This window comes from Limnohabitans sp. MMS-10A-192, from assembly GCF_003063335.1.
Taxonomy (GTDB): domain Bacteria; phylum Pseudomonadota; class Gammaproteobacteria; order Burkholderiales; family Burkholderiaceae_C; genus Limnohabitans_A.
Genome location: NZ_NERX01000001.1, coordinates 11,978 through 36,414, shown reverse-complemented (window position 1 = coordinate 36,414; position 24,437 = coordinate 11,978). Strand labels below are relative to the sequence as shown.

Sequence of the window (24,437 nt, the reverse complement as noted above, 5' to 3'; positions counted from 1 at the left end):
TATGAGGCGAGCCGGCAGGCGCCCGCGACAAGGCGGAAAAAACAACAAAACCAAACAAGACAAGACAACAAAAAACGGCCCGAAGGCCGTTTTTCATTTGGAGTGACAAAAGATCACTTCTTGCCGCTGCCATCCAGCTTGTAGATGTGCGGACCTTCGCCCACCGACAACAAGCCTGCGTGCGCGTAGATGCCCAGCTTGGCGCGGGTGTCCACGATGTCCAGGTTGCGCATGGTCAACTGACCGATGCGGTCGAGCGGGCTGAATGGCGCGTCTTCCACCTTTTCCATCGACAAACGTTCTGGCGCGTAGGTCAGGTTGGGGCTGTCGGTGTTCAGGATCGAGTAGTCGTTGCCACGGCGCAGTTCCAGCGTCACGGTGCCGGTCACGGCGCGGGCCACCCAGCGCTGGGCGGTTTCGCGCAGCATGATGGACTGCGGGTCGAACCAGCGGCCTTGGTACAGCAAACGGCCCAAACGCAGGCCGTTGATGCGGTACTGCTCGATGGTGTCTTCGTTGTGGATGCCGGTGACCAAGCGCTCGTAAGCGATGTGCAGCAGCGCCATGCCGGGGGCTTCGTAAATGCCGCGGCTCTTGGCTTCGATGATGCGGTTTTCGATCTGGTCGCTCATGCCCAAGCCGTGGCGGCCGCCGATTTCGTTGGCTTTGAGGAAGAGCTCGACCGGGTCGGCGTATTCCACCCCGTTAAGGGCCACGGGCATGCCTTCTTCAAAGCGCACGCTCACTTCTTCGGCCTTGACGTCGACTTCGGGCTTCCAGAACGCCACGCCCATGATGGGGTTGACGATCTTCATGCCGCTTTGCAGGCTTTCCAGGTCCTTGGCTTCGTGGGTGGCGCCCAGCATGTTGCTGTCGGTGGAGTAGGCCTTTTCGGCGCTCATCTTGTAGCCAAAGCCGTTGGCGGTCATGAAGGCGCTCATTTCGGCGCGGCCACCCAGCTCGTCGATGAACAGCTGGTCGAGCCAGGGCTTGTAGATCTTCAGGCTCGGGTTGGTGAGCAGTCCGTAGCGGTAAAAGCGCTCGATGTCGTTGCCCTTGAAGGTGCTGCCGTCGCCCCAGATGTTGACGTCGTCTTCCTTCATGGCGGCCACCAGCATGGTGCCGGTCACGGCGCGGCCAAGAGGCGTGGTGTTGAAGTAGGTGATGCCACCGGTGGAGATGTGGAAAGCGCCGCACTGGATGGCGGCAATGCCTTCGTGCGCCAGCTGGGTGCGGCAGTCGACCAGGCGGGCTTTTTCTGCGCCGTATTCCATCGCTTTGCGGGGAATCTCGTTGTAGTCGGCTTCGTCAGGCTGGCCCAGGTTGGCGGTGTAGGCGTAGGGCAGGGCGCCCTTTTGCTTCATCCACAGCAGTGCAGCAGAGGTGTCCAGGCCGCCCGAGAAGGCGATACCGACTTTTTGCCCTTTGGGCAGGTTTTGCAAGATGGTGCTCATGGGATTCCGATCAGAACTCGGATCAACCGAAGTGGCAAATGTAGTGGTAAGGCTCGGTCACACGGATCTCGAACTTGGAGTTGCCGGGGATGCTGAACTCTTGGCCCGCGCTGGACTTGAGCCATTCGGTGCTGCCGTCGAGCTTGTATTCGCAAGAGCCGCCCACGCATTCCATGATTTCAGGGGCGCCGGTGTTGAAGGTCAGCGTAGCGGGCAGGATCACGCCCACCGACAGCTTGGTGCCGTCGGCCAGGGTCAGGCCGTGGCTGACGCATTTGCCGTCAAAGTAAACATTGGCTTGGGTGTTGACGGAGACGCCGTCGATTTTTTCGGTGGTCATGGTGTGTGTCGGGTAAAGCGAATGGGTCTGCAAATGAAACAGGGGCCTGATGCGGCCCCTGTTTGGCGGGTCAAACGATCAACCCGTGATTTTAGGTCAGATGTGGTGACCGCTGGATGCGGGTGACTCAACGCCAGTGACCGTGGCGGTGACCACCGCCATGGAAACCGCTTCGCCAGCCCCAGCCGAAATTGAGGTTGGTGTAAATGGGCGGGTAGCTGCGGTAGACGGGCGCGGGCACGTAAACCACCGAGGGCTGTGTCACCACGGTTTGAGGTTGGCTGATCACGACCGGTGCAGGGGAGACAGCCTGGGCAACGGCCACAGGGGTGACTTGCAATTGAATCGTCGGGCCGGGGTCTTGCGGCAGTTGCACGCTGTGTTGCTTGCCTGCGTATTCATAGACCACGTTGTAGCCGACCAAACGGGTTTCCATGATGTTTTGGGTGGTGCAAGTGGTTTGGTTTTGCACTTGGGTGCCGGGGTTTTCAATGCGGTCGCCCATGATGGAGCCACCCACAACGCCGATCATGGTGGCCAAGGCTTGGCCCGAGCCGCCGCCGATCTGGCTGCCGACGGCGCCGCCAGCAATCGCGCCCATCAGGGCCCCGCCGCCAGATGTGGGGTTTTGAACTGCCACGGGCATCTGGCTGCAGGTTTGACGAGGCACAGCGATCTGTTGGTAGACCGCTTCACGTGAAATCACCTGGCCGATTTCCTGGGCTTGGGCCAGGCTGGCTGTGGCCAGCAAAAGGGTGGTTGCCAATGTTTTCATGGTGTATCGCTCCGTCAAATGACTGCTGGCGAGTTTAGCGGGGGACGGGGTGCCTGTGCGTTGCTGACAAGTAAAGTTGTGTCAGCGTCAGTGAGCGCATCAGGCGGGCCATTGTTCGGGCGTGAACCCGACGGTGATCTGACCCGAAGGCCAGGCGATCACCGGCCGCTTGATGGTGCTGGCGTGCTCCAGCATCACGGCTTTGGCGCTGGCGGCATCGGTCACGCTGGCCTGCACGGCGGCGTCGAGCTTGCGCCAGGTGGTGCCTTTGCGGTTGAGCACCGTTTCCCAGCCGCAAGCGGCCATCCAGGCGTCGAGTGCATCGGCGGGCACGCCTTGTTTCTTGAAATCGTGGAATGTGGGGTTCATGCCTTGGTCGCTCAGCCAGGTGCGGGCTTTCTTGACGCTGTCGCAGTTCGGAATACCGTAAACAATGAGGTTCATGGGGGATGTGGGCCGGTGAAAGTGTCGGGATGGGCGACAATCGCCGCCTATGAAGACTCTACAGGAATGGCTCGACTGGTGCGAGCAACTACACCCGGTGGCCATCGACATGGGCCTGGACCGTGTGAAAACCGTGGCCGAGCGCATGGCTTTGCGCTTTGACTGCCCCGTCATCACCGTGGCCGGCACCAATGGCAAAGGGTCGACCTGCGCCATGCTGGAAGCCATCTTGTTGGAGGCGGGTTACCGCACGGGGGTGTACACCTCGCCGCACCTGGTGCATTTTGAAGAGCGCTGCCGTCTGCATGGCGAGTCGGCCAGTGCCGAGCAGTTTGCCCAGGCTTTTGCCGCCGTCGAGGCGGTCCGTGGCGATGTGAGTCTGACCTATTTCGAATTCAGCACCCTGGCCATCTTGCACCTGATGGCCCAGTCGAATCTGGATGTGGCCATTTTGGAGGTGGGTTTGGGTGGCCGTCTGGATGCCGTCAACATCATCGACGCCGACTGCGCCGTGATCACCAGCATCGACATCGACCACACTGCCATTTTGGGCAAGGACCGCGAAAGCATCGGCTTTGAAAAAGCCGGCATCATGCGCGCCGGCCGTCCTGTCATCGTGAGCGACCCGGTGCCACCGCAAAGCGTGGTCGACCATGCCGCAGCCATCGGTGCAGACATTTGGCGATTCGGCCAGGACTTCAATTTTTCGGGCGACAAGCAGCAATGGGCCTGGGCAGGGCGGGGTCGCCGCTATGCCGGGATGGCCTATCCCGCCTTGCGGGGCGCCAACCAGTTGCTCAATGCTTCGGGTGTGTTGGCGGCGCTGGACGCTTTGCGCCCCCGCATCCCGGTGACGGCGCAGGCGGTGCGCAATGGTTTGGCCATGGTCGAGTTGCCGGGGCGCTTTCAGATCATCCCGGGCGAGCCGGTATTGGTCTTGGATGTGGCGCACAACCCGCATTCGGTGGCGGCTTTGGCTGCGAACCTGGATGCCATGGGCTTTTACCCTACCACCCATGCGGTGCTGGGTGCCATGGCCGACAAGGACTTGCTGCCCATGCTGCAGCGGGTCAATCCCTTGATCGATCGCTGGTATTTCACCGATTTGCCCGTTCCCAGGGCGGCCAAAGCGGTCGATTTGCAGAAGGCTTGGACCGCACAAAACACCCGCAAGGATGTGGCGTCGAGCGTACATCCGGACCCGATGTCCGCCCTGCAAGCGGCCATCGAAGCCGCAAGCCCGACTGATAGAATCGTTGTCTTTGGCTCGTTCTACACCGTGGGCGGCGTGCTGCAAAACGGCATCCCGCGCCTGCAAGCCAAACACCTCAGCTCCTGAGCACCTGTCATGGCCTTTTTCAAGTTCCGTTTTCCTGGTCGCAACGCTTCTGCCGAAGCCCTTGCGTCGGGTCCCAATGAAAACATCGAAGTCGTGCGTCGACGTGCGCGTTACCGCTTGATCGGTGCTGTGGTGTTGGTCTTGATCGCGGTGGTGGGTTTTCCGTTGGTGTTTGACACGCAGCCTCGCCCCGTGGCTGTGGACACGCCCATCGTGATCCCGGATCGCCAGGCTGTTGCGCCTCTGACGGCACCAGCGCCTGTGACGGCAAGTCAAATGCCTGCCAAGCCCTGGAAGATTGCGCCTGAGACCTTGTCGACTCAGGCAGGCTTGGACCCCAGCGAACAGGTGGAACCCCCTTCGGCACCTGTGGTGGCGCCTGTCGTCAAATCAGAGCCGACTGAAAAGCCCAAAGAAAAACAAGCGGACAAGCCCAAAGAAAAGACCGAGGCAGCAGTGGCCAAGTCTGACAAAACCGATGCCGAGGCGAAATCCAAAAGTAAATCCAAAGACGATGGCGACAAGGCCAAGGCTCTGCTGGAAGGCAAGTCAGCCACTGCTGAGCGTTTGATCATTCAGGTGGGCGCTTTCAGCGATGCTGCCAAGTTGCGCGAAGTCCGTCAAAAGTTAGAAAAGGGTGGCTTTAAGACCTACACCCAGGTGGTCGATGGCAAAGACGGAAAGACCACAACGCGTGTCCGTGTGGGCCCCTATGACAGCCGTGATGACGCGGACAAAGCTGCCGTGCGCATACGCAAACTTGACTTGTCTGCGGCCATCTTGAAGCTTTGAGATGACGATAGACATCACCGATTGGGCATTGCTGGGGGTCTTGTTCGCCTCCATGTTGGTGGGGATGTGGCGTGGCCTGGTTTATGAAGTGCTGTCGTTGGCCGGTTGGGTGGCCGCCTTCTTTTTGGCGCAGTGGCTGGCGACAGACGCGGTAGCCTGGATTCCTTTTGTACAAAACGCGGCACCCTCTGTCCAATATGCAGCAGGTTACGCGGTCGTCTTTGTGGGCAGTTTGTTTGTCTCGGCTTTGCTGTCGTGGCTGATCAAGAAAGTCATTGAATCGGTGGGTCTGCGGCCTGTAGACCGTGCCTTGGGGGGCATGTTTGGCCTGGCCCGTGGCGTTGTTCTTTTGCTGGCACTCACGGTGGTGTTGCAGCTGACCGGCTTGTCATCTGGTGATTGGTGGCAAAGCGCTAAAGGGCCGGTTTGGCTGGACATGACGATCCAGGGCCTCAAGCCCCTGATGCCCGAAGCCATGGCGAAGTTTTTACCCTGATTTGAGTCGGGTCGATTAAATTTATAACGGAAATAGCTATGTGTGGAATTGTTGGCGTTGCAAGCAGCGCACCGGTCAATCAGCTGATTTATGACGCCTTGTTGCTCTTGCAGCACCGTGGTCAGGATGCGGCTGGCATCGTCACGCAACTCGATCGCAAGTTCTTCATGCACAAGGCCAAAGGCATGGTGCGTGATGTGTTCCGTACCCGCAATATGCGTGCGCTGCCTGGCAACTGCGGTTTGGGCCAGGTGCGTTACCCGACAGCAGGCAATGCCTTCAGCGAAGAAGAAGCGCAGCCTTTTTATGTGAACGCCCCGTTTGGCTTGGTGTTGGTGCACAACGGCAACCTGACCAACGCCCATGCCTTGAAGGCCGAGTTGTTCTCCAACGACCACCGCCACATCAACACCGAGAGCGACTCCGAGGTTTTGCTCAACGTGCTGGCGCACGAGCTGGAAAAAACCACCCGTGGTTTGTCGCTCAAACCTCAGGACGTGTTTGAAGCCGTGCGTGGCGTGAACCGCCGCGTCAAAGGCTCTTATGCCGTGATCGCTTTGATCGCCGGGCATGGTTTGCTGGCTTTTCGCGATCCGCACGGCATTCGCCCGCTGTGCATGGGCCGCAGTGCGGATGGCACCATCATGCTGGCCAGTGAGTCGGTCGCTTTGGACGGCACGATGCACCAGTTCGAGCGCGATGTGGCGCCGGGTGAAGCCATATTTGTGGACCTGCAAGGTCAGTTGCACAGCCAGATGTGCGCAGACAAAGCGCAGCTGAGCCCCTGCATTTTTGAATACGTGTACCTGGCCCGTCCTGATTCGACCATGGACGGCATCTCGGTCTACCAGGCCCGTTTGAATTTGGGCGAAACCCTGGCCAAGCGCGTGATCTCGACAGTGCCCCCAAGCGACATCGATGTGGTGATCCCGATCCCTGAGTCCAGCCGCCCCAGCGCCACGCAATTGGCGCATTTGCTGGGCATCCCTTACCGCGAGGGTTTTGTGAAAAACCGTTATGTGGGCCGCACCTTCATCATGCCGGGCCAGTCGGTGCGCAAGAAGTCAGTGCGCCAAAAGCTCAACGTGATCGTGAGCGAATTCAAGGGCCGCAACGTGCTGCTGGTGGACGACTCCATCGTGCGCGGCACCACCAGCCGCGAGATCGTGCAAATGGCGCGAGACGCTGGCGCCAACAAGGTTTACATGGCCAGCGCTGCGCCACCTGTGCGTTACCCCAACGTCTACGGGATCGACATGCCCACGGCAGAAGAGTTGGTGGCCCATGGCCGCAGCATCGAAGAAATTCGCCAGATCATTGGTTGCGATGCGCTGATTTATCAGGACGTTGACGCCATGAAAACGGCGGTGGCGCAGGCCCGTGTGTCAGGTGTGGGCGCGGGTGCTTTGTCCGCGTTCGACGCATCGTGCTTTGACGGCGTTTATGTGACGGGCGATATCTCGGCCGATGACATCAGCCGCTTGAACCAATCCCGCCCGCAGGCGCAAGAGGGTGCTGAAGACAATTCGCGTCTGGCTTTGCCCAATGCCAGTGAATGAGGTGAAACATGGTTGACCGTTCGCAATTTGACGATTTGCATCTTGAAACCCTGGCGGTGCGTGCCGCCGTGCCGCCCAGCCAATACGGCGAAAATTCCGAAGCCTTGTACCTGACCAGCGGCTATGTGCAGCCTTCGGCTGAAGCCTCGGCACGTCGATTTGCGGGCGAAGAAGATGGCTACACCTATGGTCGCTCGGGCAACCCGACGGTCAGCAGTTTTGAGATGCGTCTGGCGGCGCTCGAGGGCAGTGAGGCCTGTTTGGCCACTTCGTCGGGCATGTCGGCCGTGATGCTGATGCTGTTCAGCTTGCTCAAATCGGGCGACCACGTGGTCTATTCGCAGTCGATGTTCGGCTCGACCATCAAGTTGATCGGCTCCGAGTTCGCGCGCTTTGGCGTGGAGTCGACCACCGTGCCGCAGACCGATTTGGCCGCCTGGAAAGCCGCGATCCGCCCCAACACCAAAATCCTCTTTGCCGAGACGCCGACCAACCCATTGACCGAGGTCTGCGACATTGCCGCCTTGGCCGATCTGGCGCACAACGCAGGGGCCTTGCTGGCCGTGGACAACTGTTTTGCCACGCCCATCTTGCAGCGACCCATCGCCATGGGCGCCGACATCGTCATGCACTCGGGCACCAAGTACCTCGATGGCCAAGGCCGTGTGATGGCCGGTGCTTTGTGCGCGAGCGACAAGATGGTCAAGGAAAAGTTTTTGCCCGTGATGAAAAACGGCGGCATGGTGCTGTCGCCCTTCAATGCTTGGGTGGTGCTCAAAGGCTTGGAGACACTGGACATCCGCATGCGGGCACAAAGCGCCCGTGCGCACGAGATGGCCCTGTGGTTGCAAAACCATCCTGCTGTAGCGCGTGTGTATTACCCCGGGCTGGAAAGTCACCCTCAATATGCTTTGTCGATGCAGCAGATGTCGAACATGGGCGGTGCTGTTCTGTCCTTTGACGTGAAAGCGGGCGACCCGCAAACGGCCCGCGCCCGTGCGTTCCATGTGCTCGACAGTTTGAAAACGCTGTCGCTGTGTACCAATCTGGGCGACACCAAGACCTTGCTCACGCACCCGGCCAGCACATCGCACGGCAAGCTCAGCGAAGACCAGCGCCAAGCGGCGGGCATCACACAAGGCCTGATCCGCGTGGCGGTGGGGCTGGAGCATCTGGCCGACATGCAAGCCGATCTGGCCCGAGGACTCGAAACCCTTTGATGTTGATTCAGGGCCCCGTTGGGGCCCTTTTTGAGTTGAAACCATGACGAAAATCCGCACACGCATCGCCCCGTCACCCACGGGGTTTCTGCATTTGGGCACTGCCCGCACCGCTTTGTATTCCTGGGCCTACGCCCGCCACCACGGTGGTGAGTTTGTGCTGCGCATCGAAGACACCGATGTGGCCCGTTCCACGCAGGATTCGGTGGACCAGATTCTGGAGTCCATGCACTGGCTGGGCCTGAACTACGACGAAGGCCCGATTTACCAAATGCAGCGCTTGGCGCGTTATCAGGCGGTGATTGACCAAATGCTGGCCGCAGGTACAGCTTACCGTTGCTACTGCACGCCCGAAGACCTGGAGGCCGTGAAAGCTGCTCAGGAAGCGCGTGGCGAAAAGCGCTTGTATGACCGCACCTGGCGTCCCGCGCCGGGCAAGGTCTTGCCGCCCATTCCTGCGGGCGTCAAGCCGGTGATCCGTTTTGCCAACCCGGTGGACGGCGTGGTGACTTGGGATGACCTGGTCAAAGGCCCCATCAGCATCAGCAACACCGAGATCGATGACCTGATCATCCAGCGTGCGCCTGAAGAGGGTGCGCCAGAGGGCACCTTGGGTGTGCCCACCTACAACTTTGCGGTGGTGATCGACGATTGGGACATGGCCATCAGCCATGTGTTCCGTGGCGACGAGCACATCAACAACACGCCTTGGCAGATCAATATGTACCGCGCATTGGGCGCTGGGCTGCCGCAGTTTGGCCATCTGCCCGTCATCCTGGGCGATGATGGCCAGAAACTGTCCAAGCGCCGTGGCGCGGTGGCGGTGTCCAACTACGATGAAGCCGGTTACCTGCCTGAAGCCATGAACAATTACCTGGCCCGCCTGGGCTGGAGCCATGGCGACGATGAGTTGTTCAGTCTCGATCAGATGGTGCAGTGGTTCGACGGCACGCATTTGTCCAAGAGCCCCGCGCAGTGGGACGCGGCCAAGCTGGCGTGGGTCAATGCCCAACACCTCAAAGCCATGGACGATGCCGCGCTGTCAGTCAAAGTTCAACCCTTCTTGGTCAAGCTCGGTGTGACAGCCGATGAACGCCTGACCGCCATTTGTGGTTTGTTCAAAGACCGTTGCGACACCTTGGTGGTCTTGGCCAAGTGGGTCAGCGCCTTCTATACTGATGTGGTGTCCAACCCCGAAGAAAAAGCCCAGCATGTGACCGAGGCGGTCAAACCTGCGCTGGCCTTGTTGTCTGAAAAGCTGGCGGTCTGCGCTTGGGACAAGGCCTCGATCTCTGCTGCGATCAAGGAAGTCTTGACGGCAACGGGCCTCAAAATGCCCCAGATCGCCATGCCTGTGCGGGTTCTGGTGATGGGCACTGCACAGACACCTTCTTTGGATGCTGTACTTTCTTTGAATAAACGCGAAAAAATTCTCGCCTGTTTGCAAAACGCCTAAAAACCTGTCTATAATTCAAGTCTCGACACCAACGAGGCATAACGAAAAGCAGCAATGCAAAACGTTGTACCGAAGGGGGTATAGCTCAGCTGGGAGAGCGCTTGCATGGCATGCAAGAGGTCAGCGGTTCGATCCCGCTTACCTCCACCAAAGTGTCGAGAAGATTCGCAAGAATCAGTCCAGGTTATGACCCTATCGTCTAGAGGCCTAGGACATCACCCTTTCACGGTGAGTACCGGGGTTCGAATCCCCGTAGGGTCGCCAAGTTTGTAGCACTTGGCTTCAACAAAAGTTGAAGCAAAGCTATCTACCAGGAGTGGTAGTTCAGTTGGTTAGAATACCGGCCTGTCACGCCGGGGGTCGCGGGTTCGAGTCCCGTCCACTCCGCCAAAACAAAAAGCCGCTACAGAAATGTAGCGGCTTTTTTCATGCCTGCATGACAAATACCAACGGTATTTGAAAAGCAGGCTATGTGGGTTTTATGCGGTTTGCAGTTCTACATGTCGACCAGCGATCAGCGCTGTGAAAAATCCATTGAACCATTGCATATTGATCGGCTTGGCCATGAAAACAGTACCTTCAGGCAGTCCACCACGGGCTGCGATGTCCTCTTGTGACAAAGCGGAGATCACCAAGCAGGTCATTCGGTTGAACTGAGGTGTGTGGCGTATCGTGCGCAAGAGCTCAAAACCATCAACACCGGGCATGTTCAAGTCGGCGATCAGCACGTCCGGCTGAATGCTGGCCATGTCGATCAGTGCTTCTAGGCCCGATGACATGGCCGTGCAATCGACGGGTGTTTCGCATCTGTTGCAAAAGTCCCGCAGCATGTCGCGTGTGACAGCATCATCTTCAACCAGCAATACTTTCAGCCGACCTTCCCGATTTTCGAGCGGCGACATCAGCATGTTGTGCTTGCGCTGGTATTCCCGGATCGAGGCCATAGAGATTCGCCGGTGCCCGCCCTGTGTTTTCCAAGCTTGCAGTTCATTCTTTTCGACGAGTGTCTGGATGGTCCCAACGGACAGTCCAAGCAATTTGGCTGCATAGGTGGTGCCACAGTAGTCTTCGATGGTGTCTTGGGTAGGATGTGTTTGCATATGTTTATTTTAGTGATAAAAATGTGAAATAGTACTTAATTTAAAACCAAATTACTTATTAATAAACAATTTGAAACAGGTGAGCAAGGATGAGTCTATGCATTCGTGGGCGCTCAGGTCCCGCCTGCGACAAAACCAACCCTTGTAGGCGGCGTGTGGCCCATTAACATGCAGGCCAAGCCACAAGAATCAGGAGACCATCAATGCCAGCCCATGATGCCGTTTGGCCAGCGCGCCTGCCCGCCAAAATCACGCCACCGGTCACGTCCCTGTGGATGAATTTGGCAATCAGCGCCATGCGATACCCCGATAAGCCTGCCTTGGTTTTCATGGCCAGAAGTTGGTCGTACCGGCAGCTGCAGGCTGCCGCCGAAAAAATGGCCGGCGCACTGAGTGCCTTGGGGGTGCAGGCAGGCGATCGCGTCATCCTGAACATGCAGAACTGCCCGCAACTGGTGATCACGCATTTCGCCATCTTGCGGCTGGACGCGGTGGTCGTGCCTGTCAACCCGATGAACAAGGCCGAGGAGCTCAAGCACTACATCACAGACCCCGATGCACGGGTGGCTGTGACCACGGCAGATCTGGCGCCAGAGCTGGCCCAAGCGAGCAATGCTTTGCCAGCGGATCAACAACTGCGGCACATGGTCGTGACGCAGTTTTCGGATGTCTTTGATCCCGAGACTTTGACCGCCGATGACTTGCCACCAGCCTGGCATTCCTGGCTCTTGCCGGTGCGCGATCTGCCCACATTGTCGGCAGGTCAAACCCACGCATGGCAGGCTTTGATGGACGCTCCAGCAGTCGCTTTGCCTGCGGTGAAGGCCAGCACCGATGACTTGGCCATCTTGCCCTATACCAGTGGGACCACGGGCTTGCCCAAGGGGTGCATGCACACCCATGGCACGATCATGCACAACGCCATGGCCTCCGGCTTGTGGGGCAACGGTACGCCTGAAAACGTGACACTTTGCGTGGTGCCCATGTTCCACATCACGGGCATGGTCAGCGTCATGCATGCGAGCATCTTTATCGGGGCCAGCCTCGTCATCATGCCGCGCTGGGACCGTGATGCTGCGGGGCACTTGATTTCCAAATGGCGTGTGACGCACTGGACCAACATCCCAACCATGGTGATCGATTTGCTGGGCAGTCCGAACTTGCAAAAGTACGACCTCAGCAGTTTGGCTTACATCGGCGGGGGCGGTGCCGCCATGCCCGAAGCGGTGGCCCAGCGTTTGCTCGACCAGTTTGGTTTGCGTTACATCGAAGGCTATGGCTTGACCGAAACGGCAGCCCCTTCGCACACCAACCCGCCCGACGCACCGAAGAAGCAATGCCTGGGCATTCCGATCTTGAGTGTGGCGTCACGCATCGTAGACCCAGAGACTTTGGCCGAGTTGCCGCAAGGTGAGTCCGGCGAGATCGTGATCAGTGGCCCGCAGGTTTTCAAAGGCTACTGGAAACGTCCGGACGCGACCGCAAGCGCTTTTTTTGAGCGCGATGGTCTGCGTTTCTTCCGCTCGGGGGACATGGGGCGCATCGATGAAGAAGGCTATTTTTTCATGACCGATCGCCTCAAAAGGATGATCAATGCCAGTGGCTTCAAGGTCTGGCCCGCAGAAGTTGAGGCGCTGATGTTCCGGCATCCGGCCATTCAGGAAGCGTGCATCATCTCGACCCGTGATGCCTACCGCGGTGAATCCGTCAAAGCCGTGGTCGTGCTGCGGCAAGACCACAAGGGCCAAGTCAGCGAGCAGGACATCATCGACTGGTGCCGTGAGAACATGGCGGTCTACAAAATGCCCCGCGTGGTGAGTTTTGTCGATGCGCTGCCCAAGAGCGGCAGCGGCAAAGTCATGTGGCGTGCACTGCAAGAGGCTGAAATGGCCGCTTTGGACATTGAAACCAAAACCACATGAGTTTGAAACTTTCCATTCTTGACCAATCCGCGGCCGCCTCTGGGCGCGGGCAAGACGTCACGATCCGCCAGACTTTGGCGCTGGCCGAGCAGGCCGAGGCCTGGGGCTACCACCGCTTTTGGGTGAGCGAGCACCACAGCCACCCCAGCATCGTGGGCACGGCGCCCGAGGTCTTGATGGCCGCCATCGCCGCGCGCACGCAGCGCATCCGATTGGGCAGCGCGGGTGTGATGCTGCCGCATTATTCGGCGCTCAAGGTGGCTGAGCAGTTTCGTGTGCTCGATGCTTTGGCGCCGGGCCGCATCGATCTGGGCGTTGGCCGCGCGCCGGGCAGCGACGGGCGCACGGCGCAATTGCTCAACCCCGACCGGCATGCTTCGGAGCGTTTTCCGCAGCAGGTGATGGAACTGCAAGCCTGGGTCAAGGGCCAGAACCTGCCACCCGGCCATCCGGGGCACAACGTCTACGCCTACCCGCAGTCGGACACAGTGCCCGAGGTCTGGATGCTGGGCAGCTCTGATTACGGCGCTCAGTTGGCAGCGCACCTGGGGCTGCCCTATGCGTTTGCTTACTTCATCACAGACGGTCAGGGCGCAGACGAAGCCTTGCAAATTTACCGTGAGACTTTCCGACCCAGTGCAGGTCTGGCCAAGCCCGCTGCTGCTCTGTGCGTTTGGGCCTTGGCCGCGGACACCGACGAAGAAGCGCTGCGCCTGTTCGAGAGCCGTGCCCGCTGGAAGATGGACCGCAACCTGGGCCGCATTGGGCCTTTGTTGCCGCCCGAAGAAGCAGCGCGTGACTACAGCCCGGCCGAGGCGTTCGCGCTGCAACGCCTGCGCGAAGGGGCCTTGATCGGCTCGGCCGCCACCGTGGGCCGCAAGCTGCGCCAATTGGCGGCGCGGCTGGAGGTCGATGAGCTGGTCGTCATCACCTGGACGCATGACCCTGCAGCCCAAATGCATTCTTACGAGCTGCTCGCCCAGGAATTTGCCCTTGCGGCAAACTGCTGAGCTTTGAATTTTTAACCCAAGGACTTTTGACATGTTCACCACCGCGATCGCTGGCAGCCTGCCCAAACCTGCCTGGCTGGCCGAAACCGAAAAACTCTGGCCCAAGTGGACCACCCAGGGCCCCGAGCTGCAGCAAGCCAAGGCAGACGCCACGCTGCTGTGGATCAAGGCTCAGGAAGATGCGGGCCTGGACGTGATTGGTGACGGCGAACAAGCCCGCCAGCACTTTGTGCACGGCTTTGTCGAGCAGGTCGAGGGCATCGACTTCGTGAACAAAGTCACCATGGGCATCCGCAACAACCGCTACGACGCGCAGGTGCCGCAAGTCATCGCGCCCCTGCGCCTCAAGGGCCGTGTGCACGCCTTCGAAGCCCAGTTGGCACGTGCCCACACCAAGAAGAAACTCAAATTCACCTTGCCCGGCCCCATGACCATCGTGGACACCGTGGCCGACCGTTTTTATGGCGACAAGGTCAAGATGGCCATGGCTTTTGCCGAGTTGTTGAATCAGGAAGCGCTGGCGCTGCAAGCCGATGGTGTGGACATCATCCAGTTCGACGAGCCCGCTTTCAACGTCTACATGGACGACGCGGCCGACTGGGGTGTGAAGGCGCTGGAGGTGGCCGCGCGCGGCTTGACTTGCACCACCGCCGTGCACATTTGCTACGGCTACGGCATCGAAGCCAACAACAAGTGGAAAGAGACGCTGGGCCACGAATGGCGTCAGTACGAAAAGGTGTTTCCGGCCTTGGCCAAGAGCAGCATTCAGCAAGTGAGCCTGGAGTGCATGCACTCGCATGTGCCGATGGAGATGATGAAACTGCTCGAAGGCAAAGACGTGATGGTCGGCGTGATCGACGTGGCCAACCCGGTCATCGAGACGGCCGAAGAAATTGCCGACACGATTGGCCGCGCCTTGCAGTTCGTGCCCAAAAACCGCCTGATCGCCTGCACCAACTGCGGCCTGGCCCCGATGAGCCGCGCTGTGGCCGAGGCCAAGCTCAAGGCGCTGGCCGAAGGCGCCAAGCTGGCCAGCCAGCGCTACGCCTGAGGGGATGCCCGACCTTACGCCGCCAGGGCGATGTCGTCGGGCATGCTGAGCACGCCGGTGGCGGGGTCGTAACCGGTTTTGCGCAGGTGCAGGGCCAGCGCGGCATCCATCGATTGCGCATGGTTGGCGAACCATTGACCCAGTTCGCCGGCCATTTTGCGGATCGTGGCCAAATCGCCCGACTCACCGACCGCCAATCCTTCGCGCATGACTTGCAGCACCACTTTGTGCTGCGTGCTGTGAATGGCGTCCGATGAAAAAAGCGTGGCGTGCATCCACCGGTCTTCGCGCTCAAAAATACGGGCCGTGTGCGTGCACAGATCGCGCCAGCGATCGACCAAAGAGGTGTCGCGGGCTTCATGGGCCAAGTCCAGCAGTTCCACAAAGCGGCGATGACCGTCATCGATGGCGGGCATGTCCAGCGACAAGGCATCGCTCCATTGCAGTCGGGTCATGTTTTCTCCTGTGCAGCCGGATGCGACCACCTGCGGAGAGCTTAAATTTGGACGGCCCTACAGTTCTTGATCCACATCAGCACTGTCCTTGAAAGTCCCTTCATTCGGCCTTGCTCGTGATCAAGGTTCTTGGGGGCGTTATGCTTGCAGTCTTTGCCTGATTGCCCGGACGTTTTCATGCCTCAAAACACCCTGCCGCCACCGCTGACTGAGCCTGACCATCTCAATGCCGCCTTGTCTTCTCAAGGCTTTGCGGTCTTGAGCGCCGACAGTGTGTGCGCTTTGGCCGGGGTGTCTGTTCAGGCCTTGCAGGCACTGCAGCCCAGCTGGAACGACTTGCCGCCCGATCAGTACCTCAAAGACGGCGGACGCTACCGCCGCCGCCGGCATGCCAGTTTTGAAGTCACTGCCAAAGAACTGAAGGCCACGCCGCACCGTGCGCATTGGCAGCCCGTGTCCTACAACGCCTTGCACGGCGGCATGCAACGCTGGTTCGAGCCCATGGCTGCCGAGGTGGTGCAACAAGCGGCATGGTCTGCCTTGCTGCGCTGGTTGGCAAGCGTGGCCTCGGCGGCGCAGGGTGATCAAACCTGGTTCACCGAAGCGCACCAATTTCGCATCGACACCACCGACGGCATTGGTCGCCCCACGCCCGAGGGCGCGCACCGCGATGGCGTCAACTGGGTGGCGGTGTTTTTGATTGGACGTCACGGCATCAAGGGTGGTGAGACCCGTGTGTTCGACATGGACAGTCCACGGGGCCAGCGTTTCACCTTGAGCGAGCCCTGGTCGCTTTTGCTGCTGGACGACACCCGCGTCATCCATGAAACCACGCCCATTCAGCCCGAAGCGGAGGGTGGCTGGCGCGACACGTTGGTGATCACCTTGCGGTCGGACAGCTTTCTGGATGAGCCGACTCCTCTTGCCGCTTTGAATGCCCGTTGAATGTTCGGGCATGGACCCCGGATCAAGTCCGGGGTGACGAATGTGCCTGTGACCCCGGGCGAAGACCCGGGGTTAAAGGCCATACCCGCGCAGGCGGGTATTCTTATCACATGCGCTCGAAAATCGCCGCAATGCCCTGACCGCCGCCGATGCACATGGTCACCAGCGCATAGCGGCCGTTCACGCGCTGCAGCTCATACAAAGCCTTCACGGTGATCAGAGCGCCCGTGGCGCCGATGGGGTGGCCCAACGAAATGCCCGAGCCGTTGGGGTTGACCTTGGCGGGGTCCAGGCCCAGTTCGCGGGTCACGGCGCAAGCTTGCGCAGCAAAGGCTTCGTTGGCTTCGATCACGTCCAGGTCGTTGACGGTCAGGCCGGTTTTCTTGAGCACGGCGTGCGTGGCCGAGATGGGGCCCACACCCATGATCTTGGGATCCAGACCGGTGTGGGCATAACCCACCAGACGGGCCATGGGCTTGGCGCCACGGGCCTTGGCGGCACCGGCTTCCATCAGCACCACGGCGGCAGCGGCGTCGTTGATGCCCGAGGCGTTGCCAGCCGTCACGGTGCCGTTTTCTTTCACGAACACGGGCTTGAGCTTGGCCATGTCTTCGAGCTTGCAGCCCGGGCGGAAGTGCTCGTCGGTGGCGTAGGCCACTTCGCCTTTTTTGCTTTTCAGCATGACCGGCATGATCTGATCTTTGAAGTAACCCGCTGCGGTGGCGCGTTCGGCGCGGTTGTGGCTTTCCACGGCCAGCGCGTCTTGCATCTCGCGGGTGATGCCGTATTTGGCGGCCACGTTTTCAGCGGTCACGCCCATGTGGATGGTGTGGAAGGGGTCGTGCAGCGCACCCACGACCATGTCGACCATTTTGGTGTCACCCATGCGGGCACCCCAGCGGGCGCTCAGGCTGGCGTAGGGGCCACGGCTCATGTTTTCAGCGCCGCCGCCAATGGCGATGTCGCAGTCACCCAGCAAGATGGACTGGCTGGCGCTGACGATGGCCTGCAGGCCCGAGCCGCACAGGCGGTTCACGTTGAAAGCGGGCGTGCCTTCGGCGCAGCCGCCGTTGATGGCCGCCACGCGCGACAAATACATGTCTTTGGGTTCGGTGTTGACCACATGGCCGAACACCACATGACCGACGTCTTGGCCATCGGTGCCTGCGCGGGACAGGGCTTCGCGCACGACTTGCGCGGCCAGCTCGGTGGGGGCGATGTCCTTCAGGCTGCCGCCATAGGTACCAATGGCGGTGCGCACACCGCTGACAACAACAACTTCACGGCTCATGGGATGTCTCCAGAATTGAAAAATAAAAAACCAGTGCAATAACAACGCCACCAGTGTCCAGCCTAATCGCTACATTGTCCTGACAACGGTGAATGGCGACGTAACGTGGTTGACACAAGCCATGCCGAGGGTACGCCGGGGATGACTTTTGGCATATTTGAATTCCAAAGTGCTGGTTTGGGTATGCTTGGCGTTCTTTGTCGCTGGAAATGGCCCAGCCTGACCTGTGACACGAACCCATTTTGACCATCCCATGCCCGCACCTCGCCGTTCTGCCAAAGACATTGCCCAATTGAACCAAAACCTGAGCGCGTTGGGACAGCGCTTTGTGCAGCTCATGGCGCAGTCAGAGCATGCTGCCGCTTTGGCGGTCAATGCTCAGGCGCGGGCCTTGATGCCACAGCACCCACAGATTTTGGGAGATGCCGCACTGTGCCATCTGCGCCTGCGCGAATACGACAAAGCCCATGCCCTCTACCTGAAAGCCTGTGCTCTGGGCCCTAAAGATGTGAACTTGTGGGATGGCTTGACCGAGGTCTGTGGGCACATGGGGCGCATGGCCGAAGTGCGACAGCATGGCGCCCACAGCCTGCATCTGAAGGACCAGCAAACCTTGGCGCAAGTGCCGATGCCTTTGCCCTCGAGCCTGCCCGAAGTTGCACGCGATCCACAACGCCAGGTGATCGCTTTCAGCCTGTTTGGCGACAACCCCCGCTATGGGGAGACGGCCAAGCTCAATGTCATGGTGGCGCAGCAGTTGCTGCCGCAGTGGACTTGCCGCTTCTATGTGGACGACAGCGTGCCCGAACAGGTGCGCGCTGGCTTGCTGGCGCTGGGCGCGCAGGTGCACGAAGTCAGCCCGCAGGACCGGCAAGAGCTCAGCGGTCTGATGTGGCGATTTTTGGTGCTGGAAGACGCGGGCGTGGACCGTTTCCTGATCCGGGACGCCGACTCGTTGATCTCAAGGCGTGAGGTGGCCGCCATCGAGGCTTGGTTGCAAAGCGGCAAATGCTTCCACTTGATGCGCGACTATTTCTCGCACACCGAGCTCTTGCTGGCCGGCATGTGGGGCGGCTGTGGCGGCATTTTCAAAAATGTGCGCCAGCAGATGGTGCAGTACATCGCGCAAGGCCAGTACCTGGGCGCTCGGGTGGTGGACCAGCATTTCCTGCGCCTGCACATCTGGCCCACCGTCAAGCAAAGCCTGCTGTCACACGATCCGGTGTTCGGCTTCATGGACGGGCAGGATTTTCCGCCTCACGAAGCGCAAGACTTGGGGCTGGACTTTCATGTGGGCTGCAACCTGTCGTCCAGCAGCATCGGCGCTGACAGCGCTTTGCCCGAGGGGCAGCGGGTCAGCTGGAAGATCGAGGATTTGCAAGGCCAAACGATTTGCCAGTACGACACAGCTGTGCGCCAGGGCCAGTGGCGTGCCGATGTGCCGGGCCCTTATGCCAAGCTCATCAAGGACGGCGTCTGGCGGGTGCAGGTGCTGGGCGCTTAGGTACTGGGCGCTTGAAGTGCCTCAGTGGTCCTGTGAAGCCCGTATCCGGTTGACCTGCAAGGGGGTAACTTCCTTGCCTTGGTTGCCCCATTGGGTGCGCAGGTGCGTCAGCACCGCTGCGATGTCGCGGTCGTCCAGCTCCAGCACAAAGGGCGGCATGCCAAAGGGCCGAGGGTGACCTGCTGTGGCCGGTGAGTACCCGCCATACAGCACCAACTGCACCAGGTTGGTCGGGTCGCGCAATTGCACGGCTCGGTTGCCTGCGAGGGCCGGGTAAGCGATTTCACCGCTCGATGCGCGCACGCCCTGGCCTTGTTCGCCGTGGCATTGGGCGCAGTGGCGTTCGTAGGTCTTCAGACCCATTTCGGCCACACGCAGGTTCACTGGGGCGCGTGCCGCAGGTGTGTCGGTGCCCTTGGCCTTTTGCGCCCGAGATTGCAGGTACACCGCCATGGCCTGCAAATCGGCGGAGTTCATGTATTGCGTGCCGTGTTGCACCACTTCGGCCATGGGGCCGCTGGTTTGGGCCTGTGCCGAGCTGCCGGTTTGGAGCAGGCGCACGATTTCGGCCAAGGGCGTGCTGGCCAGGCCGGTCTCCCGGTCGCTCGTCAGGTCAGGCGCGTACCAGTTGACGACGGGCATGAGCCCGCCCGACAGGTCATTGACCGGGCCACTGGCGCCCAAGGCATTGCGCGGGCTGTGGCAGGCCGCGCAGTGACCCAGACCCTGGACCAGGTAGGCGCCCCGGTTCCAATCGGCGCTTTGCCGACTGTCCGCCACAAAGGGTGTGGGTTTGAAAAACAAGCTGCGCCACACCGCGAGGGCGGGCTGCGTGCCCATCGGCCACATCAGCGCATGGGGCGTGGGGGCTTGTTGAACAGGGGGCAGGCTGTGCAACCAGGCCAGCAATGCATCGCTGTCTTCGCGGGTGATCACGCTGGTGTGGTTGTAGGGAAAGGCCGGTATCAGCAGGCGACCACCTTTGGAGCGGCCATGGTGCAGGGCTTGCCAAAAATCATCGCTGTTCCATTGGCCGATGCCGGTTGTGAGGTCCGGCGTGAGGTTGCTGCTGAAGACGCTGCCAAATGGCGTGTCGATGCGCCGCCCACCGGCCATGGGCGTGGACCCTTTGGCGCTGTGGCAGGCGATGCAGTTGCCCACCCGGGCCAGGTATTGACCGCGTTCAATCTGTGCAGCGCGACCTTCCTTGCTGACGATGTTCGTTTGGGGCGCACTGGCGCGCCCAAACCAAGAGCTGCCCCAGTTGTCAACGACGACATAAACCACCAAGGCCAGCAGGGTGCCGATCAGGCCCCAAGCGATGCGTCTTGTGCGAGACGGCTTCATGGTTTGCCCCCGTGCAGTTCAGGGGCGCTGCCGCAGCGCAAGGCTTGGGGCAATGGCTTGCCTTGGGGGGCTTGCGCCGCAGGGTGGGTGTCGGTCGGCAAGGGCTGGCGAGCCAGCCAGCTGGAGACCGCGATCAGGTCTTCGGCCGGGATGCGTTTGACCACTTCGGCCATGCAATCGGGGGCCAAGGCTTTGCGTTGGCCGGTTTGCCAGGCGCCGAGCTGGGCGTTCAGGTAATCCAGGGGCAGGCCCAGCAGGCCGGGCACATGGGCTTGCACACCGGTCAGGCGCGCGCCGTGGCACTGGGTGCAGGCGGGCAGGCCCCGGCTGGCATCGCCTTGGGTCACGAGTTGCTGGCCTTTGGCCAGGCGCTCGGGGGTGATCGCATTGCTGGCGCTGGGGGCGGGGTAGGGCAGCTCCAGAGATGAGAAATAACGGGCCATTTCGCCCAGGTACTCGTCCGTCAGCGGATCGATCAGGCGGGCCATCAGTTCGTAGTGGCGGCGGCCTTGGGCGAAGTTGCGCAATTGGTTGTGCAGATAGCCGGCAGGTTTGCCCGCCAGGCGCGGGTAATAGCCATCGGGTCCGGCCCGTCCTTGGTCACCATGGCAGGCCATGCAGGCGCGGGTGCGCTCGGCCATGTTGTCGGCAAATCGGGCGGGCGTTTGGGCCATGGTTGTGGCGGCCACGAGGCTCAGCCAGGCCGCCAGTGGCCAGGCCATCAGGCATGTCGGCTTTTTCAAGCGTGAAAAAAACAGTCTCATCCACTGAAGATAACCGATGCGGCGACAATATCGGGTTTTCCGCTCGGTTGTGCCGGCCACGCCAAGCGCTTTGCGACCCTTTCGAATGCCAAGAACATGTCCGATATCCAAGTCCGATTCGCCTCCCAACATGACGCCGCCGCTGTGGCCGCTTTGCACCTGAACGCTTGCCGCATGGCCTACGCCGGTCAGGTGCCCGACGAACATTGGGCAGCGACGCCCATGGCCAAGCGCGTGACGTACTGGAAAGAGGCCATCGAATACGGCGAACCTCAGGTGATCGTTGCGGTGGACGGCAAAGAGATCGTGGGCTTTGTGGGCTTTGACCGCTCGCGCGATCCGAAATCGAAAAACACCACCGGCGAGATCTGGGCCATCTATGCCGCCCCCGAGCGCATCGGCCAAGGCGTTGGCCTGGCCCTGTGGGATGCGGCCCGCGAAGGCCTGCAGGACGAAGACTGCACCGACGTGACCGTGTGGTTGCCTTTGTTGCACGAGCAGACCCTGCGTTTTCACGAATTGGCAGGCTTCAAGCGTGAGATGAACACTGCGCGCACCGTGCCCCTGGGCGGTGTGAAAGTGGAAGAAGTCCGCCTCAAGCGCAAACTGGGCTGATGGGGCCTGCCCCAATGGACCCCGGGTCTTCGCCCGGGGTGACAAAAATGCTGCGCCGTTCGGGCAGGCAAGTCATTCCACGTCAGCAGGTCATCCCACGTCAGCAGGTCATCCCGCGTCAATATGTCATCCCGGGCTTGACCCGGGATCCATCCCCAAGGCCAGACACTGACCACTGACACCATTCGTCAACGCTCATGAAAATCCTTTTGGCGCCCATGGAGGGCTTGCTCGACCACACGCTGCGTGACGTGCTCACGCGGGTGGGCGGGGTGGATTTGTGCGTGACCGAGTTCATCCGGGTGACCAACTCGGTCTTGCCGCGCAGGGCCTTCATCCGCGTGGCGCCCGAATTGCTCAACAACAGCCGTACGGTGGCGGGCGTGCCGGTGCGGGTGCAGCTGCTGGGTTCTGACCCCATCTGCTTGGCTGACAACGCAGCGGCTTTGGCCGAGCTGGAGCCGCATGGCATTGACCTGAACTTTGGCTGCCCCGCCAAAACCGTGAACCAGCACCGGGGTGGGGCGGTCTTGCTGGACGAGCCTGAATTGGTGGGCCAAATCGTGGCGGCCGTGCGAAAGGCCGTGCCCGCGCACATCCCGGTCTCTGCCAAGATGCGTTTGGGCTACAACGACGACAGCCGTGCCGAAGACTGCGCTCAAGCCATTGAGGCGGCCGGTGCCAGCGATCTGGTGGTGCACGCCCGCACCAAGGCCCATGGCTACCGCCCGCCAGCGTACTGGGACCGGATTGCCGACTTGCGCCAGCACGTGCGTTTGCCCATGGTGGCCAATGGCGAAATCTGGACCGTGGCCGATGCTTTGCGATGTCGCGAAGTGACCGGTTGCGATCGCTTGATGATCGGGCGCGGCATGGTGTCTGACCCAGGGCTGGCGCTGGCCATTGCCCGCCACGATGCGGGCCAGACCGATGAAGCTGATAACCGATCTGTGCCTTGGGCGGTGATTGCCGGGTTGATGCAGTTGTTTTGGGTGGGGGTCAGCCAGCGGGTGGCACCCCGACACCGCTCAGGGCGCCTCAAGCAGTGGCTCAATTACCTGCGCAAGGTCTACCCCGAGGCACAGCAAGCGTTTGATGAATTGCGTTTGATCCACGATCCTGCGCTGATGGCGCAGTGGCTGGCTCGTCAGGATGTGATGGCGCCAGCCGTTTGATGCGAGCTGAGGTCGCAAAGCCCTAGAGCCTAGAGGCTTGCCCGGAGATTCAGGCGATGGGGTTCAAGGCCAAGTGCTGAGCCACTTCGGTGCGCAGCTGCTCCAGCTGCGGGGCCAGTTGACCATAAGCGTTGCGCACCTCGGCGGGTTCGCCGTGCTTGCTCAAATGCTCCACCGCAACCACGCGCTCGACCAGACTGTCCACACAAAACACGGGTGTGAAGCCTTTGAGCTGGTGCAACACGCGGTTGGCACCCAGCACATCGTCCTTGTTCAGCAAATCCACGATCAGGGGCAAATCGCTGCTCAGGGTCTGCTGCAAAGTCTTGAGCAGGGTCAGCACCCCATTGGTGTCCCCAATGAACTCCATGGCCCTTTCGACGGACAGGTAAGTGGGGACAGCAGACTGGCTCATACAGGGTTGATGCAATTAAAAGCTGAAATGGACGTTACAAAAAGAAACGTTTGATGTCCGTATTCTAGTCAAGCAAAGCGGCCAGTCCGGATTCGGGCTCAAAACGTTTGTCTTTGAACATCAAACGGCTGGGGCCGGGGAAGGCCGGCAAGGCAACTGAGTGCCGTGGATCGCCGGGGTAGCAGATGGTCCGGATGCCGTCCTGGTCAAACGGCTCGGGCTGCACCACAGGCGGTTTGCGGCTTTTCGCTTCGGTTAGCACGCTTTGGGCATTGGCGTGGCGTGACAGGTGAACCAGGCTCATGATTTGCGGTGGGGCCAGCTCGATCTCGCGGTCCCAATAACGCAGCAGGGCTTCGCGTGGGCCGATCCACAGGGTTTCGGTGGTTTCGTGTTCGTCGTGGCGAGCGGTTTGGTCGGCAGGGACCTGGGTGATGAAAAAACGGGTGTCAAAGCGCTTGTTGGTCACCGAGGCCTGTTTGGGCGTGATCCAACGTGTCCAGGGCACCAGGGCTTCGGTTTGCAGTGTCAAGGCGTGGGCCTGCAAAGCTTGCGTCCAGCTTTGGCCGGCGCTGAGGCTCGCTTGCAGGGCGCTCAGGTCGGCGCTGCCGTTTTCGGCTTGCCCGAGCAAAACGCGGCATTCTTCAAAGGCTTCGCGCATGGCCGCCACAAACAGCCCCGCCGCTTGTGTTGGCGGCAATTCGGGTTCTGCCAACCGCTCATGCAGGTGGTCGCTGCTCTGGCTCAAACGGGACAAGACCTCGGGGTGCTGATCGGCCGCGTCGAGCTTGCCACCCGGAAAAACATAGGCCCCGCCCAGCACATTGGAGGCCTGGTGGCGCCTGAGCAGCAAAACCTGCAGACCGTCGGCTGTGTCGCGCAACAAGACCACGGTGGCCGCGTCAGCGGGGGGCGTCGTGATGATTTCGGTGTTCAGTTCCATGGGGCAGGTGTCAAGCGGGTAACAG

The 24,437-nt window shown here is 60.5% G+C and carries 24 protein-coding genes and 3 tRNA genes; 16 read left to right on the top strand and 11 right to left on the bottom strand.

Annotation, left to right across the window (positions count from 1 at the left end; all coding sequences use genetic code 11):
• Positions 1-113: 113 nt before the first annotated feature.
• The 4 genes from argG to B9Z43_RS00185 form a co-directional block, all read right to left on the bottom strand.
• Positions 114-1,454, bottom strand: coding sequence for an argininosuccinate synthase (gene argG / locus B9Z43_RS00200; RefSeq protein WP_108322172.1), 1,341 nt, complete (start codon positions 1,452-1,454; stop codon positions 114-116).
• Positions 1,455-1,476: 22 nt separating this feature from the next.
• Complete coding sequence (locus B9Z43_RS00195; RefSeq protein ID WP_108322171.1) at positions 1,477-1,794, bottom strand: pyrimidine/purine nucleoside phosphorylase; 318 nt, start codon at positions 1,792-1,794, stop codon at positions 1,477-1,479.
• 127 nt (positions 1,795-1,921) lie between these two features.
• Positions 1,922-2,569: a glycine zipper 2TM domain-containing protein gene (locus B9Z43_RS00190; RefSeq protein ID WP_108322170.1), complete on the bottom strand. Its 648-nt coding sequence runs from the start codon at positions 2,567-2,569 to the stop codon at positions 1,922-1,924.
• 99 nt (positions 2,570-2,668) lie between these two features.
• A complete protein-coding gene (locus B9Z43_RS00185) occupies positions 2,669-3,013 on the bottom strand; it encodes an ArsC family reductase (protein WP_108322169.1) in 345 nt (114 codons plus the stop codon).
• Positions 3,014-3,062: 49 nt separating this feature from the next.
• Between B9Z43_RS00185 and folC the strand changes: the two genes are divergently transcribed.
• The 9 genes from folC to B9Z43_RS00140 all read left to right on the top strand — a co-directional run bounded on the left by folC (position 3,063) and on the right by B9Z43_RS00140 (position 10,265).
• The gene (gene folC, locus B9Z43_RS00180; protein WP_108322168.1) at positions 3,063-4,352 is read left to right on the top strand and encodes a bifunctional tetrahydrofolate synthase/dihydrofolate synthase; all 1,290 of its coding nucleotides are present in this window, start codon (positions 3,063-3,065) and stop codon (positions 4,350-4,352) included.
• Between the two features lie 9 nt (positions 4,353-4,361).
• Positions 4,362-5,144 carry an SPOR domain-containing protein gene (locus B9Z43_RS00175; RefSeq protein ID WP_108322167.1) on the top strand — a complete coding sequence of 261 codons (783 nt, stop codon included), beginning with the start codon at positions 4,362-4,364 and terminating at the stop codon, positions 5,142-5,144.
• 1 nt (position 5,145) lies between these two features.
• Entirely contained in the window at positions 5,146-5,640 is a 495-nt protein-coding gene (locus B9Z43_RS00170) for a CvpA family protein (protein ID WP_108322166.1), read from the top strand.
• Between the two features lie 38 nt (positions 5,641-5,678).
• Positions 5,679-7,199, top strand: coding sequence for an amidophosphoribosyltransferase (gene purF, locus B9Z43_RS00165; protein WP_108322165.1), 1,521 nt, complete (start codon positions 5,679-5,681; stop codon positions 7,197-7,199).
• An 8-nt stretch (positions 7,200-7,207) separates the two neighbouring features.
• Positions 7,208-8,419, top strand: a complete 1,212-nt coding sequence (locus B9Z43_RS00160) for an O-succinylhomoserine sulfhydrylase (RefSeq protein WP_108322164.1) — start codon at positions 7,208-7,210, stop codon at positions 8,417-8,419.
• Between the two features lie 43 nt (positions 8,420-8,462).
• Positions 8,463-9,875 (top strand): glutamate--tRNA ligase, encoded by a 1,413-nt coding sequence (gltX, locus tag B9Z43_RS00155; RefSeq protein ID WP_108322163.1) that lies wholly within the window; start codon positions 8,463-8,465, stop codon positions 9,873-9,875.
• Between the two features lie 74 nt (positions 9,876-9,949).
• Positions 9,950-10,025: transfer RNA gene (locus B9Z43_RS00150), tRNA-Ala, on the top strand.
• A 38-nt stretch (positions 10,026-10,063) separates the two neighbouring features.
• A tRNA-Glu gene (locus B9Z43_RS00145) sits at positions 10,064-10,139 on the top strand.
• A 49-nt stretch (positions 10,140-10,188) separates the two neighbouring features.
• A tRNA-Asp gene (locus B9Z43_RS00140) sits at positions 10,189-10,265 on the top strand.
• 89 nt (positions 10,266-10,354) lie between these two features.
• Here the strand turns inward: B9Z43_RS00140 and B9Z43_RS00135 are convergent.
• A complete protein-coding gene (locus B9Z43_RS00135) occupies positions 10,355-10,975 on the bottom strand; it encodes a response regulator (protein ID WP_108322162.1) in 621 nt (206 codons plus the stop codon).
• 203 nt (positions 10,976-11,178) lie between these two features.
• Between B9Z43_RS00135 and B9Z43_RS00130 the strand changes: the two genes are divergently transcribed.
• Genes B9Z43_RS00130 through B9Z43_RS00120 form a run of 3 tightly spaced genes read left to right on the top strand, consistent with a single transcriptional unit; the run spans position 11,179 to position 14,958 of the window.
• Complete coding sequence (locus B9Z43_RS00130; RefSeq protein ID WP_108322161.1) at positions 11,179-12,897, top strand: long-chain fatty acid--CoA ligase; 1,719 nt, start codon at positions 11,179-11,181, stop codon at positions 12,895-12,897.
• A complete protein-coding gene (locus B9Z43_RS00125; RefSeq protein WP_199222219.1) occupies positions 12,894-13,907 on the top strand; it encodes an LLM class flavin-dependent oxidoreductase in 1,014 nt (337 codons plus the stop codon). Before B9Z43_RS00130 ends, B9Z43_RS00125 begins: the two co-directional genes overlap by 4 nt.
• 31 nt (positions 13,908-13,938) lie before the next feature.
• Positions 13,939-14,958: a methionine synthase gene (locus tag B9Z43_RS00120; RefSeq protein WP_108322160.1), complete on the top strand. Its 1,020-nt coding sequence runs from the start codon at positions 13,939-13,941 to the stop codon at positions 14,956-14,958.
• A 14-nt stretch (positions 14,959-14,972) separates the two neighbouring features.
• Here B9Z43_RS00120 and B9Z43_RS00115 read toward each other — a convergent pair whose 3' ends face one another.
• On the bottom strand, positions 14,973-15,413 hold the full coding sequence (locus B9Z43_RS00115) for a hemerythrin domain-containing protein (protein WP_108418212.1): 441 nt from the start codon (positions 15,411-15,413) through the stop codon (positions 14,973-14,975).
• A gap of 177 nt (positions 15,414-15,590) precedes the next feature.
• Between B9Z43_RS00115 and B9Z43_RS00110 the strand changes: the two genes are divergently transcribed.
• Positions 15,591-16,358 (top strand): 2OG-Fe dioxygenase family protein, encoded by a 768-nt coding sequence (locus B9Z43_RS00110; protein ID WP_108322158.1) that lies wholly within the window; start codon positions 15,591-15,593, stop codon positions 16,356-16,358.
• A 106-nt stretch (positions 16,359-16,464) separates the two neighbouring features.
• On the opposite strand, the gene bktB is transcribed toward B9Z43_RS00110, so the two are convergent.
• The gene (gene bktB, locus B9Z43_RS00105; RefSeq protein ID WP_108322157.1) at positions 16,465-17,649 is read right to left on the bottom strand and encodes a beta-ketothiolase BktB; all 1,185 of its coding nucleotides are present in this window, start codon (positions 17,647-17,649) and stop codon (positions 16,465-16,467) included.
• Positions 17,650-17,902: 253 nt separating this feature from the next.
• On the opposite strand from bktB, the gene B9Z43_RS00100 reads away from it, so the two are divergent.
• Entirely contained in the window at positions 17,903-19,153 is a 1,251-nt protein-coding gene (locus B9Z43_RS00100) for a tetratricopeptide repeat protein (RefSeq protein WP_108322156.1), read from the top strand.
• Positions 19,154-19,174: 21 nt separating this feature from the next.
• Here the strand turns inward: B9Z43_RS00100 and B9Z43_RS00095 are convergent, their stop codons facing one another.
• Both B9Z43_RS00095 and B9Z43_RS00090 read right to left on the bottom strand, forming a co-directional pair.
• A complete protein-coding gene (locus B9Z43_RS00095) occupies positions 19,175-20,500 on the bottom strand; it encodes a cytochrome c (RefSeq protein ID WP_108322155.1) in 1,326 nt (441 codons plus the stop codon).
• Entirely contained in the window at positions 20,497-21,222 is a 726-nt protein-coding gene (locus tag B9Z43_RS00090; RefSeq protein WP_108322987.1) for a c-type cytochrome, read from the bottom strand. Before B9Z43_RS00090 ends, B9Z43_RS00095 begins: the two co-directional genes overlap by 4 nt.
• 138 nt (positions 21,223-21,360) lie before the next feature.
• On the opposite strand from B9Z43_RS00090, the gene B9Z43_RS00085 reads away from it, so the two are divergent.
• Both B9Z43_RS00085 and B9Z43_RS00080 read left to right on the top strand, forming a co-directional pair.
• On the top strand, positions 21,361-21,879 hold the full coding sequence (locus B9Z43_RS00085) for a GNAT family N-acetyltransferase (RefSeq protein ID WP_108322154.1): 519 nt from the start codon (positions 21,361-21,363) through the stop codon (positions 21,877-21,879).
• Positions 21,880-22,076: 197 nt separating this feature from the next.
• A complete protein-coding gene (locus B9Z43_RS00080) occupies positions 22,077-23,054 on the top strand; it encodes a tRNA-dihydrouridine synthase (protein WP_108322153.1) in 978 nt (325 codons plus the stop codon).
• Between the two features lie 49 nt (positions 23,055-23,103).
• Here the strand turns inward: B9Z43_RS00080 and B9Z43_RS00075 are convergent, their stop codons facing one another.
• Both B9Z43_RS00075 and B9Z43_RS00070 read right to left on the bottom strand, forming a co-directional pair.
• Positions 23,104-23,469, bottom strand: a complete 366-nt coding sequence (locus B9Z43_RS00075) for an Hpt domain-containing protein (protein ID WP_233249944.1) — start codon at positions 23,467-23,469, stop codon at positions 23,104-23,106.
• Between the two features lie 64 nt (positions 23,470-23,533).
• Positions 23,534-24,412 (bottom strand): NUDIX hydrolase, encoded by an 879-nt coding sequence (locus B9Z43_RS00070; RefSeq protein WP_108322152.1) that lies wholly within the window; start codon positions 24,410-24,412, stop codon positions 23,534-23,536.
• Positions 24,413-24,437: the final 25 nt, after the last annotated feature.

Excerpts from the sequence above, each read along its gene's own strand:
- argG (WP_108322172.1), bottom strand. The coding sequence starts at position 1,454 with ATGAGCACCATCTTGCAAAACCTGCCCAAAGGGCAAAAAGTCGGTATC.
- B9Z43_RS00195 (WP_108322171.1), bottom strand. The coding sequence starts at position 1,794 with ATGACCACCGAAAAAATCGACGGCGTCTCCGTCAACACCCAAGCCAAT.
- B9Z43_RS00190 (WP_108322170.1), bottom strand. The coding sequence starts at position 2,569 with ATGAAAACATTGGCAACCACCCTTTTGCTGGCCACAGCCAGCCTGGCC.
- B9Z43_RS00185 (WP_108322169.1), bottom strand. The coding sequence starts at position 3,013 with ATGAACCTCATTGTTTACGGTATTCCGAACTGCGACAGCGTCAAGAAA.
- folC (WP_108322168.1), top strand. The coding sequence starts at position 3,063 with ATGAAGACTCTACAGGAATGGCTCGACTGGTGCGAGCAACTACACCCG.
- B9Z43_RS00175 (WP_108322167.1), top strand. The coding sequence starts at position 4,362 with ATGGCCTTTTTCAAGTTCCGTTTTCCTGGTCGCAACGCTTCTGCCGAA.
- B9Z43_RS00170 (WP_108322166.1), top strand. The coding sequence starts at position 5,146 with ATGACGATAGACATCACCGATTGGGCATTGCTGGGGGTCTTGTTCGCC.
- purF (WP_108322165.1), top strand. The coding sequence starts at position 5,679 with ATGTGTGGAATTGTTGGCGTTGCAAGCAGCGCACCGGTCAATCAGCTG.
- B9Z43_RS00160 (WP_108322164.1), top strand. The coding sequence starts at position 7,208 with ATGGTTGACCGTTCGCAATTTGACGATTTGCATCTTGAAACCCTGGCG.
- gltX (WP_108322163.1), top strand. The coding sequence starts at position 8,463 with ATGACGAAAATCCGCACACGCATCGCCCCGTCACCCACGGGGTTTCTG.
- B9Z43_RS00135 (WP_108322162.1), bottom strand. The coding sequence starts at position 10,975 with ATGCAAACACATCCTACCCAAGACACCATCGAAGACTACTGTGGCACC.
- B9Z43_RS00130 (WP_108322161.1), top strand. The coding sequence starts at position 11,179 with ATGCCAGCCCATGATGCCGTTTGGCCAGCGCGCCTGCCCGCCAAAATC.
- B9Z43_RS00125 (WP_199222219.1), top strand. The coding sequence starts at position 12,894 with ATGAGTTTGAAACTTTCCATTCTTGACCAATCCGCGGCCGCCTCTGGG.
- B9Z43_RS00120 (WP_108322160.1), top strand. The coding sequence starts at position 13,939 with ATGTTCACCACCGCGATCGCTGGCAGCCTGCCCAAACCTGCCTGGCTG.
- B9Z43_RS00115 (WP_108418212.1), bottom strand. The coding sequence starts at position 15,413 with ATGACCCGACTGCAATGGAGCGATGCCTTGTCGCTGGACATGCCCGCC.
- B9Z43_RS00110 (WP_108322158.1), top strand. The coding sequence starts at position 15,591 with ATGCCTCAAAACACCCTGCCGCCACCGCTGACTGAGCCTGACCATCTC.
- bktB (WP_108322157.1), bottom strand. The coding sequence starts at position 17,649 with ATGAGCCGTGAAGTTGTTGTTGTCAGCGGTGTGCGCACCGCCATTGGT.
- B9Z43_RS00100 (WP_108322156.1), top strand. The coding sequence starts at position 17,903 with ATGCCCGCACCTCGCCGTTCTGCCAAAGACATTGCCCAATTGAACCAA.
- B9Z43_RS00095 (WP_108322155.1), bottom strand. The coding sequence starts at position 20,500 with ATGAAGCCGTCTCGCACAAGACGCATCGCTTGGGGCCTGATCGGCACC.
- B9Z43_RS00090 (WP_108322987.1), bottom strand. The coding sequence starts at position 21,222 with ATGGCCTGGCCACTGGCGGCCTGGCTGAGCCTCGTGGCCGCCACAACC.
- B9Z43_RS00085 (WP_108322154.1), top strand. The coding sequence starts at position 21,361 with ATGTCCGATATCCAAGTCCGATTCGCCTCCCAACATGACGCCGCCGCT.
- B9Z43_RS00080 (WP_108322153.1), top strand. The coding sequence starts at position 22,077 with ATGAAAATCCTTTTGGCGCCCATGGAGGGCTTGCTCGACCACACGCTG.
- B9Z43_RS00075 (WP_233249944.1), bottom strand. The coding sequence starts at position 23,469 with ATGAGCCAGTCTGCTGTCCCCACTTACCTGTCCGTCGAAAGGGCCATG.
- B9Z43_RS00070 (WP_108322152.1), bottom strand. The coding sequence starts at position 24,412 with ATGGAACTGAACACCGAAATCATCACGACGCCCCCCGCTGACGCGGCC.